Raw genomic sequence first — 17,866 nt, 5'->3', positions numbered from 1 at the left:
CCCGAGCGGTGGCCTCGCAGCCCCACGGGGTCCAACACGCCGTTGTCAAAGCCGCGTTCGTCGGGGGCATGGCCCGGTCAGGGGACGCTGACGCCTGGGGTGTCCCTTGGGTGCGGCTGGGGCGGGATTCCCTCTGCGGTGGGGTCGGTTGGGGCGTCCGCGGGTTTGCGGAAGACTCGGGTCGCGTGGATCTGGCCCAGGCCTTCGGGGATTTCGGGGTCGGGTTGGGGGAGGCCGGGGCGGAGGTGTTCCTCCACGGAGATGTATTTGAGGCCGGCTCGGAGGTCGGCGTCGTTGCGTAGGCGGACCACGAGAGGGAACTCGGCCAGGGCCGTTGTGTCGAACAGGCCCGTGGTGTAGATGAGTTGCACGCCGAGGGCGTCGGCGACGGCGCGTTGCAGTTCCAGGAGGTAGGACGCGTTCGCGCGGCCGATCGGGTTGTCCAGGAAGAGCGTTCCCGCGTGGCGGTGGCGGGCGCGGCCGCGGTCGTTGCTGCGGAGTGCGGCCATCGTGCAGTAGAGGGCGATGGCGGCGGTCAGCAGTTGGCCGCCCGAGAAGACGTCGCCCATCTGCCCGACCGGCACGCGCTCGGCGCGCAGCACGGAGTCGGGCTTGAGGATCTCGACCTGCACGCCCCGCGGTTCGAGGCCCGCGTGCACACCGCGCAACAGCAGCGTCATGCCGTCGCGGCGCACCGGGGCCGCGTTGGGGCCGCGTCGGGCGGTGCGCGTGGCCTCGTCCACCACCTCGCCCAGCCGTTCGGACAGGTGTGCGGCGTCGGGGTCGTCGAAGCGGATACGCAGGAATTCCTGGCCCGACCACTCCCCCAGTTCCTCCGGCAGCCGCGAAAGGCGTTGCGCCGCACGGAGGGTCGTGAGCGCCGCGTCCACCATGCCGCGCAGGCGGTCGACGATGCTGTCGCGGTTGCGTTCGATCTGGGCCAGCTCGTCGGTCAGCACCCGCAGCCGCGGCTCGAACGCGGCGGCCCAGGCGAGCGCGTGGTCCGGCAGTGCGGACAAGGGGAGTTCGCGGATCTGCTGGCGGGCGGGCATGCGCACCTGCTCGAACCGCGTGGCCCCGGCATGCCGTACGACCGCCTCCGCGCGCTCGCGCACCTGGCCCTCGGCCGCCGACAGTTCGCCCGCCGCGGTACGCAGCGCCCGCCGGAACGCCGTCGCCGCCTCACGCGCCTCGGCCGCGGATCCCTCGAAGGGGACGACCTGTTCGTCCTCGGTGGACTGCTCCGCGGCCGGAAGGGTGTCGGTGAGCGAGACCGAGATCTCCGCGAAGACGGACGCGCCCGACTCGGCGTCGGACAAGGCGCGTACCAGACGCGTGTGCGCGTCCCGGGCCGCCTCGACCTCCTCGCCGCACGTGGCGTGTTCGGCCGCCGCCTCGCGCAACAGCTCCTGGGCGTGCGCCGGATCACGCGGCACGCGGTCCTCGGGCAGCTCGACGTGCGCGTCGCGCCCGTCGCCGGGGGCGTGCCGCTCGACCTCGCCGCGCAGGCGGCCGAGGAGTTCGTTGGCGGCGTCAGCGCGGCCCTCGATGGTGCGTACCTGTTCCTCGGCACGCGCGGCGGCGGCGAGCCGCGAGGGGCCGTCGGCGCCGTCCGGGCTCTCCAGGAGTTCGGCGGCCTGCTTGCGCACGCGTGCGGACAGCCGGTCCAACGCGGCCTGTGCGGCGGCCTGTTCGCTCTCCGCACGGGCCTGCTCGGCGCGCAGGTCGGCACCGACGCCGACTTTGTCGTACAGCACCGACGCGGTCCGGTACGCCTCCCGCAGCGCCGGCAGCGACGCCGATGCCTCCGATGTCGCCGCCGTGTCGTCGCCTTCCGGGGCACCGCTGATCTCGGCGCGCTCCTCCAGCAACGCCCGGGTGGTGCGCCGCGCGTCGTCGGCCGCGCGCTGGGCCTGGCGGCGGTCCTGGTCGGCGGCGCGGGCCAGCAGCTGGTTGGCCTCGGCGGCGCGCTCGTGTTCGCCGGTCTCCTGGTCGAGTTCGCGGATGCGGCGGGTCCAGCCCGCCCGTTCGCGCAGCCGGAAGGCGAGTCCGGCGAGCGTGTCGGCGCGGCGGCGCGCGAGTTGCGCGGCGTCCATGCGGCGGTCGCGCTGGTCCACGGCGCGCGTACGCACGGTCTCGGCCGCCGCGGCGGCGGCCTCGGCCGCGGAGCCCGCGGCGCGGGCGGCGACCAGGGCCTCGGTGGCGGCCTCGACGGCCGTGGCGAGTTCGCCGACCCGGCCGACCGGGCACGAGGCCCGCCACGCGGCGAGGCGCCCGGCGAGCGTACGGTCGCCTTCGAGGCGGGCGGCGCGTTCCCGGATGGCGTCGTCGCGGTCGGTGGCGCGGCGGCGCAGGGCGGTGCGCTCGGTGTCGGCGGCGCGTTCGTCGTGCATGGCCGGGTTGGGCGGCACGAGGAACACCGCTTCGGCGTCCGGGACTTCGGCGCGGGCGGCGAGCAGGGCGTCCGGCGTGCCGACCGCGACCGCGGACCGCGGCAGCAGCGCGGCCTCCGCCAACACCTCGCGTGCGCGGGCCATTTCGTGCGGGGCGGTGACGACGACGCCGTCCACGAGGTCCGGGTGCGCGTCCAGGACGGACGCGTGGCGCTCGGGCGGCACCGACTGGGCGAGGTACCGCCAGCCGGGCAGGGCGGGGATGCCGTGTTCGCCCAAGTACTCGACGGCGGAGAGTACATCGGGGCTCGGCGGCAGCAGGCCGCCGTCGCCGAGCGCGGCGAGGATGCGGCTGTCCTCAGCGGCGTCGGTGCGCAGTTGGAACAGCGCGCGCTCGCCTTCCGCGACCGCATCGGCGAGTTGGCCGCCGAGGATGTCCGCGGCGCGGTCGAGGACGGCGGCGGGACCGCCGGGTCCCTCGGGGTCGTCCGCGCCGGGACCGGACCCTGCCCCGGAAAACGCCCCCGTCCCGAACTTGCCTTCCAGCCCCAGGAGTTCGGCGACCCTCGGCTCGTCGAGCAGCTCTCCCGCGGAAGTCCGCACCCCCTGCAAGTCGTGCTCGGCAGCGGCCAGCTTGTCCGCCGCGCGGGCCGCGGCGAGTTGCGCCCGCCCCCGCTCCGACTCGGCGTCGCGTACGGTCGCCGCCGCCTGTTCGACGGCTGCGCGCGCCTCGCCCCAAGCCGTCGCGGCGGCCTTCTCCTCCGCCGCGGCGCGCTCGGCGGCCTCGGCGGGGTCGTCCTCCTCGGCGATCCAACCCGCCTCGACCGCCTGGCCGAGTTCGCTGCCGACCTCGCTGAGACGGGCGCGCAAGTGCACGGCCTCGCTCCGGGTGCGCTGCGACTCGGTGGCTGCGACGGTCGCGGCGCGCTGCGCGGTCTCGCCGCGTTCCTGGAGTTCGGCGGCGCGCTGTTCCTCCTGGTCCGCGCGCTCCTCGGCGACGGTCGCGGCCGCGGTGAGGGCGCGGACCAGCGCCCCGGCGGCGGCCTGGCGGGCGGCCAGCGCCGGTGCCGCGTCGCGCTCCGCCGCCTGGATCGCGGCGGCCACGCGCTCCGCCCGGTCGACGGCCGAACGCTGCCGCAGCACCGCCTCGGTGCCCAGCCACGCCGCGTGCGCGCCGCGCGCCTCGGTCAACTCCCGCTTCAGGGAGGCCCCGTCGGCCTCCGCCGCGGCCAGCCGCATGTTCGCGTGCCGGTGGGTGATCTCCGCGGTGATCAGCGCCGTATGCGCGCGGGAGCGCTGCGCGGCGTCGACGGACTCGGCCGCCGCGGCGACCTGGTCGGACAGGTCGGCGGCCCGGCTGCGCTCGCGGTCGGCGCGCAGGGCGAGTTGGCGGCCGAGCGCGCGGGCGTCCTCCTCGGCGGCGTGGTGTCCGGCGCGCACCCGGGCCCGCTGGTCGGACGCCTCGGCGAGGGTGTGCAGCAGCCCGGTCGCGCCCGCCACGAAGTCGCGCTCGGCCATGAGTTCGGCTCGCTGCGAGAGCTTGGCGGCGAACCCGTCGACCAGGTCGGCGAGTCCGTCGGTGTCCGCGGTGTCGGTGACCGCGCGCAGCAGCAGGTCCACGAAGTCCGCGTCGTTCTTGACCGCGAACAGGCCCGCGGCCTCGCCTTCGTCCGCGTTCATCTCGCGCTGGTAGCGGAAGAGTTCGGGGTCCAGACCGAGGTGGTTGAGGTGGTCGTTCCAGCGCTCGTGGATCTCCTCCCAGACGACGTCGACGTCCGGGTACAGCTTGGCGGTCTCGGCGAGGGCGTCGCGGAAGCCGCGCATCGTGCGGCGGCGTCCGGACGAGACGACCGGCAGGTCGTCCAGCGTCAGGCCGGGGCCGGGCCGGAACGAGTACCACGCCTCGGCGAACTTGCGGGGGTCGGAGGACACTTGGCGTCCGCGCCACTCGCTGACCTTGCCGACGACGACGAGTTCGCCGGTGAGGGTGTGCTGCCATTCGAGCGCCACGTGGCCGCAGTCGTCGGCCAGGAGGAACTTGCGCAGTACGCCCGAGCTCGCGCCGCCGAGCGTGTTGCGGTGGCCAGGCAGCATGACCGAGAAGATCAGCTTGAGCAGCACGGACTTGCCGCCGCCGTTCTCCAGGAACAGCACGCCCGCGGGCGCGGGGCGGCGCGGCGGGCCGACCGGCTCGCCCTCGAAGAGCTGGGCCTGCCGGGGCGCCGGGTCGGGCACCGGCTCGCCGACGCCGCGCAGGTCGAGCACGGTGTCGGCGTAGCGCGCACCCGCGGGCCCGATGGAGAACAGGCGGACGCGGGACAGCTCGTACATCGGTGGCGTTCTTCTCTCGGCTCGGCGGGGTGGTTCGCGGGTGGATGGTTCGTGGGTCGATGGTTCGTGGGTCGATGGTTTGCAGGTCGGTGGTTCGCGGGTCGCGGACTGGCGGGTCGGCGGGGTCGGGCAACGGAGTCGGGCATCAACAGGTGCGGCGGTTCGGACGATGCGGCGTACACGCGGCACATGCAGGCCGCACACAGGCAGCCGTACGCCCCGCTCAGACGCCGTGGAAAGGCAGCCCCGCCCCCGGCGCCAGCTCCCCCGCGTCGTCGGTCGGCGGCACCAGTGTCGCGCCGCCGTCCGACACCGGGACCACGCCCAGTTCGAGCAGCTCGCTCATCGCCGCGGTCCCGGCCATGTCGCGCACCTGGAGCTGGTAGCGCGCGGTCGTGCGGTACGTCCCGCCCGCCTCGTCCGACACGCGTTGCAGGAACCCGGAGTCGACGAGGAAGGCGACCGCCTTGCCGACGATCCCGATTGTCGACGCCGACAGTCTGCGCGCGTCCTTGGTGGCGCCGGTCGCGCTGCGCCGCGCGTACACCCGCCAGGCCGCCTCCAGCCCGGGCGAGTCCACCGCGGGGTCGATGTTCTCCCCCGCCTGCTCGGCGCGCTCCTCCAGGCGGCGGCAGGCCTGCCGGACGAAGGCGTCGACGCCGTGCACGCTGATGCGTCCGACGTACGAGTCCTCGGCCAGGTCGTCGGGACGCGGGAACGCCAGGGCCGCTATGGCCAGATGCGCCAGCCCGTGCAGGAAGCGGTCGGTGGACTCCGACGACGCGCGGCGGGCGTAATCGCTCATGCGCACCGCGAAGACCGAGTCCTCGGCCGCGGTCACCGCCATCCCGGCGCGCGGCGACACCTCCAGCACCACCAGGCCGAGCCCGGCGGCGACCGCGTGGCACAGGGACGCGAAGCGCGGGTCCTCGCGGTGGCGGCGCACCAGTTCGGCGTACTCGGCGTCGCGCGCGGGCAGCAGCTTCGGCTGGAGGCCGAACGCGACGAGCCGCGCCGCGTCGCTGACGTCGCCGGACGTGATGGGGGCGGCCGCGGGCGGCCCGGCGGCGTGCTCCGCGGCGGTCCCGGCCCCGATGCCGCCGCCCCCGGCGAAGTGGCGGTCCTGGGCGGGGAACGCGGTCGACTCGGTCATGCGGTCCCCTGCCCGTCCTGCGCGGCGCCCGTCCGGACGTCCGTCTCGCTGATCACGTCCACGCTCACATCCATGTCCATCTCCGGGACGCCGTCCGCGCGTTCACCCGGAACCGAACCCGAACGCGGAACCGAGCCCAGCCCCGAGCCCGGCCCCGAGCCCAACCCTGGCCCCGGCCCCGGCCCCGAGCCCGGATCCGGATCCGGTTCCACCCCAGGCTCCGGCCCCGGCTCCGGCTCCGCCGAAAGCAGCGCCGTCCCGACGATGAGGTCCGCGCCGCCCACCTCCGGGTCGTCCAGCACCACCCCGTCGTCCACCGCCACGAGCAGCGACCGGTCCCCCTGCCGCAGCGCGGTGCCGACCGGCGGCGACGCGGCGTGGAAGGCCAACAGGGCGACCAGGTACGGCAGATCCGGGTCGCCCGCCCGCGCCTCCGCGAGCAGTCCGGACAGCCTGCGCGGCGCGTCCGGCGGCAGGTCCAGCAGCGCCGCCGCCGCGTCATGCTGCGCCTCGCTGAAGCGGCTGTCGTCCGGCGTCGCGACGAGGTCCGGTTCGGGCAGCTCGGCGCCCAGGTACTCGCGCTCCAGCGGGGGCGTGAGCAGCAGTTCGGTGAGGTCGTGCAGGCGTACGGCCACCGGGGTGCGCAGCCCGGTCCCGGACGCGAAGAACCGGTCGGTGACCGAGCGGGCGTCGGCGACGCCCAGTTCGAGGACGGGGCGCAGGAGTTGGCCGTACAGGTCGAGGCCCGGACGCTGCGGCCGGGCCGCGAACGCCTGCCGGTCCTGCTCCGCGCGGAACAGCGGCCCGGCCTCCATCAGCCGCGTCTGCAACTGGGTGTGGCGGCGGATGCAGTCCTGCACGATGTCGACCAACTCGGCGGCGCTGCGCTTGTGCTCGGGCTCCTCGGCCTCGTCGCGGGCGCGCCGGATGTTGGTGAGGATCGCGTTCTCGTGCCGGTAGCGCTCGGCCACGTGGTCCAGCGCCTCGTCTATCAGGTCCGGTACCGCCTTGAGCCAGTCGACCGCGCGGACGTTCCGGCGCGTGGCCTCCAGCGCGCGGCGCAGCGTCTCGGCGTACTGGACCGTGCGGTAGCGGGCCTGTTCGGCGGCGAAGCGGGCCTCGGCGAGGCGGCCGCGGCGGATCAGGTGTTCGAGCTTGACCTCGGCGGCGATCTGCGCGCTCGTGACGTCGGTGTCGAGCGCGCCGACGAGGACGTTGACCGCCTCGTCGGTGGCGCGCAGGAAGATGTCGCCGTTGGGGCCGGGGACTTCTTCCAGGAGCTTGAAGTCGTAGTCGCGGCGGACGTATCCGCCACCCTGCGTCAGCGTGCCGTACACCGCCCGGAAGCCCCGGTCGACGCTGCCGACGTTGATGAGGTTCTCCAGCACCCAGCGGGCGACCCTCTCGTGCTCGGCCGGGGTGCGCTCGGGAGCCTGGGCCGCGACGCGCGGGCGGAGCCTGGCGACGACCTCCTCGTGGTCGGCGCCCGTGTCGAAGTCCATGGTCACGGTGACCAGGTCGATGGCGGTGAGGCCGATCTCGGCCATCGCGTAGACCGAGTACTCGCCCGCGAGGTTGACCTTGCGCGCCTCCAGGTCGTGCAGCGGCGCGGTGCAGGCCAGCGCCTTCAGGCGGCGCGCGAGACCGTCCTCGGTGACCCCGGAGCGGTGCGGCACGGCCCCGGGGATGTGCGGGGCGCTGTGCGGGGTGCCAAGAGGGGCAGCCTGGGCGGAAACGGTCACGGTCGACAAGAGTAGAGCGTCGGGGCGACAGTCCCGGCCGTGCCTCGCCGGTGTCGTACGGAGGCGGTTGCTCCGTTCGGACGCGGCCGGGCGAGGGGCCGTCGCCGGGCAACGCTACCCGATCGGGTGCGTCCGCCCGGGGCAGGCGGTCATGGGGGTGTCACGGGCGGGCCCGCCGTGGTGCCGGCGTGCTCATACGGCGGCCAGTCTGCGGCGTGCGGCCGCGCGTACGCCGTCGTCCTCCGCGGGGTCGCGGGCGAGGGCGCGCAGTTGCTCGGGGACGCCGTCCACGCGCATGTCGGCCAGGTCGACGGCGACGAGCCGGGTCCCGGCCTCGCAGTCCCACAGGCAGTCGACGGCGGTGGTGGCGGTGAAGTCGGGCTCTATGCGGGCGAGGGTGTCGACCGCCCGCGAGCGGAGTCCGGCGCAGGGGCTGGCGCGATAGAGGTCCCGCACCGGGTCCAGGGCGTCGGCGAGGGCGAGTCGGCCGACGCCGTCGACGAGGTCGAGGAGCTGATAGCGGTCGCGGTCCGGGCGGCAGCGTCTCAGGGCGGCGACGAGGGCCGGTCCGTCGGCCTGTTCGCCGGCTCCGGCCAGTATCCGCACGGCCACCTCCCCCAGCGCGCCGTCGGCGCCGAGCCATCCTCTGGCCCGGACCACGGCTTCGCCGGTACGCAGGCCGCCGACCGCCTGTACCGCCGCCTGCCGAACCGGAACCGGCGAATTGTCGGCGAGCGCGTTCTCGGCGAGGTCGAGCAGCGCGGGGTCACCGACGTCGCCGAGGTAGCGCAACGCCGCTATCCGTGCACCGGCGGCGCCCGACCACGCGGTCGCGAGGATCAGGCCGCGGTGCTCGGCGGTGGCCACCGACGCGAGGCGTCTGCCGCACACGAAGCTGCGGCGCGGGCTCGCGGCGGCCTCGGACAGCACTTGGTCGACGGTGGGCCGGGGTCCGGGGTCGGCGGGCTTGCCGCGCGACAACTCCCAGCGCCACCAGTCGAGGTCGACGCGTTCGACGATGGAGCGCATGCGCGCGTCCTGGAAGCCCCACACGCGCCACGGGCGCATTCCGGAGCCCCGGCGCACGCAGTCGTACAGTTCCTCGTCGTCGCCGCGTTCCAGAGCCAGGACGAGCATGCCGTGCAGCGCCATGGGGTTCGAGGCGCGGGTCAACTGCTCGATGGCGATGGTCCAGTCGCGGCCCTCGGCCGCGTAGCGGCGCAGCAGGGCGACGGCGTCGTCGCGGCCGGCCCGGGCGAGGGCGCCGAGTACGGCCAGCGGCAGCGTGGTGCGCTCGGCGTCGTCGTCGGTCCAGTCCTCGTCGCACAGGAGGTGTGCGGCGAGGGCGTCGAGCGGCGCGTCGAGCCGGGTGTACAGACGCGCGTAGTAGAGGGAGCGGGACTCCGTCGCCGGGACGGCGCGCGGATCTCGCAGAACGCAGGAGTCGAGTGCGGCGACGATCTCGGCGCGCGCGGCGTCGCCGACGGCGGCGAGCGCCCGGCGGGCGCCCTCCCCGTGGCCGCTGCGCAGCAGCGCGAGCAGGTCGCTCTGCGACGGGTGGCCCGCCGGGGCACCCGCGGGGTCGGCGGCTGCCGCCGACTCGATCGCGGCACGTGCCCGACTGGTCATGACTTGTTCCTGGCTGGATCGAACATGCCGACAGCATCCGGCTCCCCGGATCAGGGGGCAACAGGATTTCACCCACATGAACGCCGGGTGGCCTGGAACGGACCGTTTTGCGGTCCTCGCCGAGCCGGGCCGTGCGGGTTCAGGCCTGCCGCGGAAAGCTGATCCGGGGTCGGTGGCGCCGTACCGCCCGGTAGTCCTCACCGGGCAGCGGGGTGAGCATACGGGCCGGGACGTACGCCTCCTGCGCGCAGGTCCGGGTCTGCACCTCCCCGGCGTGCGCCACGGCACCCCAGACGGGCCAACTGACCCGGGCCCGCCAGGTGCCGTCGCTGTACTGGTGCCAGCTCACCAGCGTCACGTCGAGGCTCTGCCCGTCCGGCAGCCGCAGCCGCACGCGCGGGGGGCGCATGCGGCGGTGCGGGCGGGCCAGATCCGCCGTACCGCGCGGCTCCGCCGGCGGGGCGGCGAGGGCCTCGTCGGTCGGCTCCGACGCGGGGGCGGGAACCCGCGCCTCAGGGGGCGCGGGATCGCTCCGTACGGGGCGCAGCGGGGTCGCGGTGAGGGCGGGCGCGGGGGTGGGGGCGTGCCCGACACGACGTGCCGAACCGGCGCCGGCCCCGGTCTTGGTGCTGGTCACGGGGCACATTGTGGAACGCGGACGCCGCCGTGCCGGGGGACCTGCGCGGCCCGGTCACGCCAACCACCCGTGTGGCGCAAACCGCCGGGGCACTCCGCGCTACGACACCACGCGCAGGTCCGGCGGGCCGCCGGCGGGCAGGCCGAGCATCACCGCCAGGTCCTCCACCAGATGCGCCGCCTGAGCGAGCGTCAGACGCTCGACCGTCCACTCCTCGGTCGGCCGCCCCTCCGCATCCGTGTGCGGCCCGAACCGCAACTCGACCGGCCGCTCCGCATCCGTCGACCGCAGCACCGGCACCCGCGCCACCAACGTCACGTTGTTCGACATACCGCACTCCAACCTTCCGGGGCCGTTCTCAGCCCGAGAGACTTATCGACACACATCGACACCCCGCCCCCACCCCTTAACCCCCCACCAAGGTGACCTCCCCCACACGCCCTCAATCGCCACGGCCGCACGATCCGCACCCCGCGACCGACGCCACCCTCAACGCGGCGGCAGGTCACCCAAGAAGGGAAGCGCAGGATCGCGGTCACTGGTCAGTTCCCGATTCCGTACGCGATCCGGCCCCGGCGACCTGGAGTGGTCGACAACGCGGCCCAGCCCGCCGCGTGCCACGGGGTGGCCAGTTCCCGATTCCCTACGCGATCCGGCCCCGACGACCTGGCGTAGTCGACAACGCGGCCCAGCCCGCCGCGTGCCACGCGGGTGGCCAGTTCCCGATTCCGTACGCGATCCGGCGCCGACGACCTGGAGTGGTCGACAACGCGGCCCAGCCCGCCGCGTGCCACGGGGTGGCCAGTTCCCGATTCCCTACGCGATCCGGCCCCGACGACCTGGCGTAGTCGACAACGCGGCCCAGCCCGCCGCGTGCCACGCGGGTGGCCAGTTCCCGATTCCGTACGCGATCCGGCGCCGACGACCTGGAGTGGTCGACAACGCGGCCCAGCCCGCCGCGTGCCACGGGGTGGCCAGTTCCCGATTCCCTACGCGATCCGGCCCCGACGACCTGGCGTAGTCGACAACGCGGCCCAGCCCGCCGCGTGCCACGCGGGTGGCCAGTTCCCGATTCCGTACGCGATCCGGCGCCGACGACCTGGAGTGGTCGACAACGCGGCCCAGCCCGCCGCGTGCCACGGGGTGGCCAGTTCCCGATTCCCTACGCGATCCGGCCCCGGCGACCTGGCGTAGTCGACAACGCGGCCCAGCCCGCCGCGTGCCACGGGTCGGGACCACGGAGGCCGGGGTTCGGCTGGGATGGGGGGTATGGCGGGCCGGGGGGAGGGGGTACCACCATGGGAGGCGGTGTTGCTGGGTCGGGGAGGGTGGGCGTGATGGAGGCGTGCGAAGGGCTTGCGCCGGACGCCGCCGAGCGGGTGTTGGAGCTCGCCGTCTCACATCCGGATCCGGCGACGCGGGCGGATTTGCTGGCGATTTTGGTGTGCGTGGCGCTGCCCGAGCAGTTGCGGCCGCGGCTGTCGGTGACGTTGATGGACGCGCTGTCGGTGGCGGACGCGGAGTTGTTCCCGGATCTGGTGCGCACCGCCGCGGGGAGCGACAACGCGGCCGTGGTGATGTGGGTGCGCGCGTTCGCGGCGACGCCCGGGCCGCGGCGGCTCGCGGCCCTGGAGGCGCTGGTCGACGCGGGCGACCGCGATGTGGGGATCGAGTTGCAGCACCTGATGCGCTCGCCCGAGGCCGCGGACCGGGTGGTTGCGGTACGGCTGCTCGCCCGGTGGCGGAGGCGTGGTGGGGGTCGGGTGGGGCAGGGCGAAGAGGAGAGCGAGGCAGGTCCGGGGCCGCCGGTCGAGGCGGCGTCGGCTGAAGCGGCGTCGGCTGAGGCGGCGTCGGCTGAGGTGGCGGCCGGTCCAGCCGGGGTGGCGGCGGTTTTGGACGGCCATCTGGCGGTGGTGGACACCGCCGCGGAGGCGGCTCCCGCTGAGGCGATTGCCGTCGAGGAACCCTGGCGTCCGACCTATCACGGGATCCTGCGGGTGGTCGGCTCTCGGTGGTTCGAGCTGATGCAGCGTCACCCGCCCATACACGCAACCTCGTTGCCGCCGGAGCGGCTGGGACCGCTGCTGGTGGACCGGCTGTTGGACAGCGCGGTCGCGGGGTCGGACGTCCCGTCGGTGAACGGCACCGCGCGGCGCCGGACGGTCGAACTGCGGGAGTGGCCCTCCGAGATGCCGTCCGAGACGGCCGTACGCCTGGCCCGCGAGCTGAACGGCGCCTACCTGCCGGACCGCACCGGCCTGTTCCGCCGCTACCGCCTGGCCCGGCGCGGTGAAGGACCCGATCTCGCGGTGTCCGCCCAGACGTTGGCCGAACTCGCGGGCGTGGGACCGCCGGTGGCCGCGGTCAACGAGATGCTGGGCGCGCTGCTCTCCCCCGACCCGAACGAAAGCGCGGATGCCGCATCGTTCCTGCGCACGGCCCTCGAACAGGCCGCCGCGGCACGCACCCACGGGGCGTACCGCCCAACCGAGCATTGAGCGCGAGGAGATACCGAGTCAAACGGCGGCCCCGGCGTCGAGTGGGAGAACTCGACGCCGGGGCCGCCGGGTAAGCGTCAGACCGCGCTCAGGAAGGCCTTCACGATCGGGCCCGCCGCCTTGCCGCCGGACTCGCCCTTCTCGACGATCACGGCGACCGCGATGTCGCCCTTGAAGGCGATCATCCAGCCGTTGGTGAGCACCTGGCCGTTCTCGCTGAACTCCGCGGTTCCGGTCTTCGCGCCCTCGGCAACGCCCTTGAGCTGCGCGGCCGTTCCGCCCTCGACGACGCTCTGCATCAGCGCGCGGAGCTGGCCCGCGATGGCCGGGTCCACGGGCTTGGCCGCGACGCGGCCCGGCGGGGCCGGGTCGGTCACGATCACCGGCTGGTTGAAGGTGCCGGAGTCGACGGTCGCCGCCACCGAGGCCATCACGAGCGGGCTCGCCTGCACCTTGCCCTGGCCGATCATCGACGCGGCCTTGTCGTTCTTGCTGGCCGCCGGGGGCACCGAGCCGTCGAACGTGGTGGTGCCGACGTCCCACTGCTGGCCGATGCCGAACGTCTCGTTGGCGACCTTGGTGAGGGTGTCGTCCTGGAGGCGGTCGGCCTGCGCGATGAAGCCGGTGTTGCAGGACTGCATGAAGTCCGTGCCGAAGGTGGCGTCCGGGATCGGCTTCAGGTCGTCGTAGTTCTTGAACGTCTGGCCGTTGACCACAAGGGTGTTCTCACACGGCGCCTTGTCGGTCGGCTTGAGGCCGGCCTGCATCAGCGCGGCCGCGGTGACCGTCTTGAACGTGGAGCCGGGCGCGTAGCGGCCGTTGAACGCGTTGTTGGCGCCGTTGGCCGGGTTGTTCGCGGCGGCCAGGATGCCGCCGGTCTTGGTGTCGATCGCCACGATCGAGGCGTTCTTGTCCGAGGCGGCCATGACCTTCTCGGCCTCGGTCTGGATCTTCTGGTCGAGCGTGGTCTTGATCGGCGTGCCCGGCGTGCCCGCCTTCTCGAAGAGCGGCGTGCCGACCTCGGCGCCGTTGGCGTTCTTGATGGTCACCTTGGTCGTCGGGGTGCCGCCCAGTTGCGCCTGGTAGCGGGCCTGGAGGCCGCTCGTGCCGACCTGGTCGCCCGCGCCGGCGTTCTCGTAGCCGGGCTTCTGGAGGATCTCGTCGGTCGCCTCGCCGACCTGGCCCACGATCTGCTTGGCCACGGTCGACGTCTGGAGCGTGATGTCCTTGATCACTATCGCGGCGCCGAAGCGCGAGAGCTTGGGCTGCGCGATGCGGTCGAACTTGTCCTTGCTCAGGTTGACGACGAAGACCGCGTTGTCCGGGTTGGACTTGGCGACCTGCTCCTTGAGCTTCGGGATGTCCTTGTCGAAGACCGGGTCGGAGAGCGCCGCGTAGATGGCGTCGGCGTCCGCCCCCATCTTGGCCGGCCACAGCGAGATCGACACCGCGGGCATCGCACCCGCGAGGTTCCCGCCGTTGCGGTCGAGGATCGACGCGCGGTCGGGGGTCTTGCGGACATTCGAGAACTTCCAGCCCTCGTCGAACTGCGGGTGCAGGATGTTGGCCTGCCAGTGCACGAGCGCCTTGCCGTCCTTGTCGATGACCGGGACGGCCGACTTGATCGTCAGCGGCTCCGGCACACCGGCGACGGTGAGCTTCGCGGTGTACGCGAGGCTGCCGGGCGCGTCGTCCTTGCCCTTGGTGTAGCCCTCCGCCGTGTACTCGCCCTGCCGCAACTGCAATTGCTTGCGCGCGTCGTTGAGCGCGGCGGTCGCCTTCGCCGGGTCGTCCGTGAGCGCGGCGGCCTTCGGGATGTCGTTCGCCTGCCAGGCGGCGAGGAATTCCTTCGCCGTCGCCTCCGACGTGTCCTTCTTTCCGCCGTCGTCGCTGCACCCGGTGAGCGCGAGCGCGACCACGACGGAAAGGGCCACCGGCACCGCCGAGGGAATCCGTCGTCTTGTCCTGCCCACTTACGCCTCCTGCTTTGCCGCCAACCGCCGGGTCCCCCGGCCGTACGTGCCGCCACGCTATCCAACGCCGCCGCGAGCGGAAGCCCGGCGGTGGGTTCGGGCGCCGGTTGTGACCGACCTGTAGATGTTGAAATCCGACCGGTATGACGAATCGCGGAGGCCGACCGCCGACGGCCCGCTCCCCCGCGTGCGGACATGGACACGCATCGTCAGATCGGATGACATGACGGGTGGCTCCTCATCCTCTCGCACGAAAACTCCTGCCGCACGGAAACCAATACGAGGAGATGCGCGTCGGATAGAGACATGGGGCCGTACGGCACAGGCCCAACGGACATCCGGTCGGGGAGTGCCGGTCGAGCAGGAGGAGAACGGGGCGATGGGGACCACGAGGATCGCCATTCCGACACCACCGCGGTACGGGTGGCAGGAGGACGCGTCCTGCCGGGGAATGGACGCGGCATTGTTCTTCGGCGACGACCAGGAGCGGCCCGGCGAGCGCCGGGCGCGCGAACGCGTCGCGAAGAAGGTGTGCATCAGCTGCCCGGTGCGGCGGCTGTGCCTGGACCACGCGCTGACCGTGCCCGAGCGGCGCGGTGTATGGGCCGGGATGGGGGAGACCGAACGGGCGGCACTGCTGCGGGAACGCGAGCACGCCGCATAGGGGCCGGACGGCAGAGGGCTGAAGACACGGGGCTGAAGGCACGGGGCTGAAGGCACGGGGCTGGATGCAGACAGCGGGAGACAGCGGACGCAGGACCGGAGGGCGGGACCGCAGGACCGGGCGTCGCGGGGGCGGCCGGTCGTCCGACGCTCAGCCGGGCAGGTCGGCTTCGGCGACGAGGCCGCGCACACCCAGGCGTTCGCGTACGCGCGGCTCACACGCGTCGACGATCACCGCGACGCCGGCCCACTCGGCCCCCGCCTCGGCGACCATGCGGCGCACGGCGTTGGCCTGCGCGCCGGACTCGATCCACTCGTCGACGAGCAGGACCCGGTCTCGCGGGCCGAACAGCCGCCGCGGCGCCATCAGCGTGAGCCCGCCGTCCTGGTAGTCGGGCGGCGTCTGCGCGCGCAGCATCGGGTCGTCGCCGTCGCGCTGGCCCTCGCCCGCGATGCGGTACTCCTTGCGGACCTCCACGAACCCGACGCCCAGGTGGACGGCGGTGAGGGGGCCGAGAACCAAGCCGCGGGTCTCAATACCGGCTACCACCGTCGGCGCGCCTGCGGAGTCGTCCGGGGACGCGGCACCGCTGCCCTCGGCGTGCGGCTCGGACCGCGCCTCCGCGTGCAGTTCGGCAAGCGACGGGCCGAGCATGCGCAGCAGCTCCGGGTCGCGCCACCATCCGGACAGGTCCGCGAACTCGCCGACAGGCGTGTCACGCCACGCGAACGCCTCCCGCAACAGCCGGACGACTCGCTGACGGTCCGTCACACCCATACCGTCACACCCATGCGCGGATAGCCCGCCCTTTCCCGCCGACGACCCGGCCGCCCCAGATGAGCGAGCCATCCGAACGACCTGAACGACCTGAACGACCGGCAAGGCTACCGGTCGCACCACCCGGTCACACCACGTGGAACACCGGCCCCCTCGGAGTGAACGGCAGCCGCGCACCCCGCGGCACCAGGAACGCGTGTTCGCGCCGCACGGCCACCCGATCGCAGTAGCCGTCCGTGATCACCAGGATCGGCCCGTCCGGTGGGAAGTCCTCGACACGCTGGAGCAGGTCGACCCCCGGTTGCAGCACCGTCCCGCCGCGACCGCGCACCCGTACGCTCCCCGCAATGTCCTCGACCGCCATGTACCCCGCGTCATATGCGGCCGCGTCGCAGAACACCACGCGGGCGCGCGGCACATCGCGCGCAGCCGCATATGAGGCGATCGCCCCCAGCGCCTTGCCGAGCAGTTCGCCGTCCATCGACCCCGAGGTGTCCAGGACGACGCCGAACGTGCACTGCTCCACCGCCTCCTCCGGCAGGTGCCGGCCCGGCCGCGGGATGTCGGGGGTGGCCGCCTGCCGCCGCGAGGCGCGCGCGTACGACCGCCTGTACTCGGGGGCGCGCACATGTTCGTCGAACCAGCGGGCCAGTTTGGCGTCCCAGGCCAGCGGCGGGTGTTCGAGTGCCCGGATCTCCTCGATCAGGCCCGCGGGCACCAATCCGCGCCCACTGTCGTGGTACGCGAGGCCGGTCGACAGAGCGCGCCGGTAGAACGCGTCCAGGTCGACCGCGTCGCGCGGCCCGTCGCCCCCGCGGTCCCACGGCGCAGGCGGCAGATGGCCGCGCTCCCGCTGCCGGGTGCCGCGGCGGTCGGCCGCCTGCGGGTCGCACAGCCAGTCCCCCAGCACGTCGCCCGTCTTGCCACCGTGGGTGCGCCCGCCGAACGTGCGCAGTTTGCGGGCCCGCCGCAGGTCGGTGACGAGGGTGTCGTACACGGCCTCCGCCGACAGACCGCGCAACTGCGGGTCGTACAACAGCCCTTCGGGCATATGTCCGACACCCATCTGGACCAGCCAGTCGTTGATGACGAAGTCGCAGGCGATGTTGAACAGTTCGGGATCGCGGCCCTCGACGCGCCGATCGTGGCCGAGGGCGGCGTGCAGCATCTCGTGGGCCAGCACGAACCGCCACTCCTCCGGCGTGAGATCGGCGTGCGGGTTGACGTAGATCTCCCCCGCACTGGCGCTCACCGCCGCGATCGAGATGTCCCAGGCGCGCGCCACCTCCGGGTCGTCGACGATCGTCAGCCCCGCGGCGAGCGCGCCGAGCAGCGGGTACGCCGACACGAACCAGTTCAGCGCCCGGTCCCACGGCCCGCGCGAGGCTTTGCGCCGGACGCCGCCGGCCTGCTCGGCGGCCCGGGCCATCGCGTCCTGCGCGGCGTTCGCGAGGGTGCGCGCGAACTCCGCCGTCCAGTCGTGGTCCCACGGCTCCCAAGTGCAGTCGTGGCCGCGCGGTTCGGGCAGGTATTCGAAGCAGGGACGCGCGCCGTTCGTGCCGAGACCGCGCAGTTCCGGCGGAATCCCGCGCTCCGCCCAGGTCTCGGCGAGAGCGGCCTCGTCGCCGTTGGGCAGTGGGGGCAGGTGGACGAGCGGCACGCCGACGCGTACCGCCTCCTGGGCGAACCGTTCGACCGCGACGCAACATGCGATCGCGTACGCCTCCGGCACCGGTCCGCCCGGCTCGATCCCCACCTCGCGCAGACGGTCCGGCGCGAGGTGGCCGAGCCCCAGGTGCAGCAGCAAATGGGTGAACACCCAGGCCCATTCCTCCGGTCGGCCGTCCTGGTACGCGTTCACCTCGATCCCCGCGCGCGAGTCGATACGCGCCCACGCAACCGGCGGCTCGGGTTTCGCCTCCCGCACGGACGCGGCCCGCGCAAGGCCCCGCATCGCCCAGTTGCCCTCGGTCATCTGCCATCCGGCCGCGCGGGTGCGCAGTCGGCGCGCGGCCCGCTCGTGCGCGGCCTTGGCCCCGGGCCCCTGCCTGGCTCCCGACCTCGCCACC

The 17,866-nt window shown here is 73.7% G+C and carries 11 protein-coding genes; 2 read left to right on the top strand and 9 right to left on the bottom strand.

Annotation, left to right across the window (positions count from 1 at the left end; all coding sequences use genetic code 11):
- Positions 1-77: 77 nt before the first annotated feature.
- From ACRX5S_RS02300 to ACRX5S_RS02275, 6 genes are all read right to left on the bottom strand, one after another.
- Entirely contained in the window at positions 78-4,724 is a 4,647-nt protein-coding gene (locus ACRX5S_RS02300) for a hypothetical protein (RefSeq protein WP_436770962.1), read from the bottom strand.
- 223 nt (positions 4,725-4,947) lie between these two features.
- Positions 4,948-5,877 carry a hypothetical protein gene (locus ACRX5S_RS02295; protein ID WP_436770961.1) on the bottom strand — a complete coding sequence of 310 codons (930 nt, stop codon included), beginning with the start codon at positions 5,875-5,877 and terminating at the stop codon, positions 4,948-4,950.
- Positions 5,874-7,565: a hypothetical protein gene (locus ACRX5S_RS02290; protein ID WP_436771146.1), complete on the bottom strand. Its 1,692-nt coding sequence runs from the start codon at positions 7,563-7,565 to the stop codon at positions 5,874-5,876. The genes ACRX5S_RS02295 and ACRX5S_RS02290 overlap by 4 nt, the downstream gene beginning before the upstream one ends.
- A 246-nt stretch (positions 7,566-7,811) precedes the next feature.
- Positions 7,812-9,248, bottom strand: coding sequence for a HEAT repeat domain-containing protein (locus tag ACRX5S_RS02285; RefSeq protein ID WP_436770960.1), 1,437 nt, complete (start codon positions 9,246-9,248; stop codon positions 7,812-7,814).
- 139 nt (positions 9,249-9,387) lie between these two features.
- Positions 9,388-9,885 (bottom strand): hypothetical protein, encoded by a 498-nt coding sequence (locus tag ACRX5S_RS02280; protein WP_436770959.1) that lies wholly within the window; start codon positions 9,883-9,885, stop codon positions 9,388-9,390.
- Between the two features lie 99 nt (positions 9,886-9,984).
- Complete coding sequence (locus tag ACRX5S_RS02275) at positions 9,985-10,215, bottom strand: hypothetical protein (RefSeq protein ID WP_436770958.1); 231 nt, start codon at positions 10,213-10,215, stop codon at positions 9,985-9,987.
- Positions 10,216-11,219: 1,004 nt separating this feature from the next.
- Here ACRX5S_RS02275 and ACRX5S_RS02270 point away from each other — a divergent pair.
- Positions 11,220-12,383 (top strand): hypothetical protein, encoded by a 1,164-nt coding sequence (locus ACRX5S_RS02270; RefSeq protein WP_436770957.1) that lies wholly within the window; start codon positions 11,220-11,222, stop codon positions 12,381-12,383.
- A 77-nt stretch (positions 12,384-12,460) separates the two neighbouring features.
- On the opposite strand, the gene ACRX5S_RS02265 is transcribed toward ACRX5S_RS02270, so the two are convergent.
- Positions 12,461-14,356 (bottom strand): penicillin-binding transpeptidase domain-containing protein, encoded by a 1,896-nt coding sequence (locus ACRX5S_RS02265; RefSeq protein ID WP_436770956.1) that lies wholly within the window; start codon positions 14,354-14,356, stop codon positions 12,461-12,463.
- 379 nt (positions 14,357-14,735) lie between these two features.
- Between ACRX5S_RS02265 and ACRX5S_RS02260 the strand changes: the two genes are divergently transcribed.
- Positions 14,736-15,020 carry a WhiB family transcriptional regulator gene (locus ACRX5S_RS02260; RefSeq protein ID WP_358354603.1) on the top strand — a complete coding sequence of 95 codons (285 nt, stop codon included), beginning with the start codon at positions 14,736-14,738 and terminating at the stop codon, positions 15,018-15,020.
- Positions 15,021-15,170: 150 nt separating this feature from the next.
- On the opposite strand, the gene ACRX5S_RS02255 is transcribed toward ACRX5S_RS02260, so the two are convergent.
- On the bottom strand, positions 15,171-15,791 hold the full coding sequence (locus ACRX5S_RS02255; protein WP_436770955.1) for a phosphoribosyltransferase family protein: 621 nt from the start codon (positions 15,789-15,791) through the stop codon (positions 15,171-15,173).
- A gap of 133 nt (positions 15,792-15,924) precedes the next feature.
- Positions 15,925-17,865, bottom strand: a complete 1,941-nt coding sequence (locus tag ACRX5S_RS02250; RefSeq protein ID WP_436770954.1) for a vWA domain-containing protein — start codon at positions 17,863-17,865, stop codon at positions 15,925-15,927.
- Position 17,866: the final 1 nt, after the last annotated feature.

Source organism: Yinghuangia sp. YIM S09857 (genome assembly GCF_051388915.1).
Classification (GTDB): Bacteria; Actinomycetota; Actinomycetes; order Streptomycetales; family Streptomycetaceae; genus Yinghuangia.
Note: the sequence above shows the minus strand (reverse complement) of the source record. Positions and strands in the feature narration are given on the sequence as shown.

What these genes read in the sequence shown, in the direction of transcription:
- ACRX5S_RS02260 (WP_358354603.1), top strand. Translation starts at nt 14,736, where the DNA reads ATGGGGACCACGAGGATCGCCATTCCGACACCACCGCGGTACGGGTGG.
- ACRX5S_RS02285 (WP_436770960.1), bottom strand. Translation starts at nt 9,248, where the DNA reads ATGACCAGTCGGGCACGTGCCGCGATCGAGTCGGCGGCAGCCGCCGAC.
- ACRX5S_RS02295 (WP_436770961.1), bottom strand. Translation starts at nt 5,877, where the DNA reads ATGACCGAGTCGACCGCGTTCCCCGCCCAGGACCGCCACTTCGCCGGG.
- ACRX5S_RS02275 (WP_436770958.1), bottom strand. Translation starts at nt 10,215, where the DNA reads ATGTCGAACAACGTGACGTTGGTGGCGCGGGTGCCGGTGCTGCGGTCG.
- ACRX5S_RS02300 (WP_436770962.1), bottom strand. Translation starts at nt 4,724, where the DNA reads ATGTACGAGCTGTCCCGCGTCCGCCTGTTCTCCATCGGGCCCGCGGGT.